Origin of the sequence: Burkholderia sp. Ac-20365 (assembly GCF_017104715.1) — a bacterium.
GTDB lineage: Bacteria > Pseudomonadota > Gammaproteobacteria > Burkholderiales > Burkholderiaceae > Paraburkholderia.
The window spans coordinates 1-988 of record NZ_JAAGPI010000106.1 but is presented as its reverse complement, the minus strand read 5'-3'; the positions used below and the strand labels follow the sequence as shown (position 1 = coordinate 988).

The window sequence follows — 988 nt, the reverse complement described above, 5'->3', positions numbered from 1 at the left end:
GCCGGCCTTCACGCGCGCGGCGACGTCGGGCAGTTCGGGCCACGGCCATTTCTTGGGGCTCCAGATCAGCAGGAAAGCGGTCATCGGTTCGGTCGTGCGGCGAATTGGTCAGACAAGAGGGGCGGGAAGCTGCAAGCTTAATCGAATCCCGGTGCTCGATCCCGCGCGGCGGCCGTCGCGCCGGTGTTTTCCCGCCAGCCGCGCACGCGGCCGCCAGCACGCAAAAAAGTTGCGCGTACAATCATGGGCCTGGGCGCGCCGTTCGCGGCGCGGCCTCCCGTCTTCACCGCCACGCGCGCCCCGATGCGCGCGGGCTCCATTCCGGATACCCATGTCTCACGTCATCCGACGCCGGCCCGATGCCCGGCTGATCCTGTTGCTCGGCGCGCTCGCCGCCTGCGGGCCGATCGCTACCGACATGTACCTGCCGAGCCTGCCGTCGATCGCCGCCGGCTTCTCCGTCAGCCCCGGCGCCGCGCAGCGCACGCTGACGAGCTTCATGGCCGGCTTCTCGGTCGGCATGCTGCTGTACGGCCCACTGTCCGACACGTGGGGCCGCCGCCCCGTGCTGCTCGGCGGCATCGCGCTGTTCACGCTCGCCAGCATTGGCTGCTTCGTGTCGACGTCGATCGACATGCTGATCCTCGTGCGCTTCCTGCAGGCGCTCGGCGCCGGCGCGGCGTCGGTGCTGTCGCGTGCGATCGCCCGCGACGCGCACGAGCCGACCGACGCGGCGAAGGTGCTGTCGATGGTGGCGATCGTCACCGCGGTCGGGCCGTTGCTCGCGCCGCTGATCGGCGGGCAGATCCTGCGCTTCTCCGGTTGGCGCGGCGTGTTCGTCGTGCTGGCCGTGTTCGGCGCGGTATGCGCGGCGACCGCGTACCTGCGCGTGCCCGAAACCTGGCCGAAGGAGCGGCGCAAGAGCGCGGCCGTGATCGCATCGTTCGCGTCGTACGGGCGCATCCTGTCCGACCCCGTCGCCTGGGGG

1 protein-coding gene is annotated in these 988 nt (G+C 71.1%); it reads left to right on the top strand.

Features of this window, described 5'->3' with window-relative positions:
- Positions 1–331 precede the first annotated feature (331 nt).
- Positions 332–988: Bcr/CflA family efflux MFS transporter (locus tag G3O01_RS44795; protein WP_205813929.1), on the top strand; the 657-nt coding region annotated here is incomplete at its 3' end.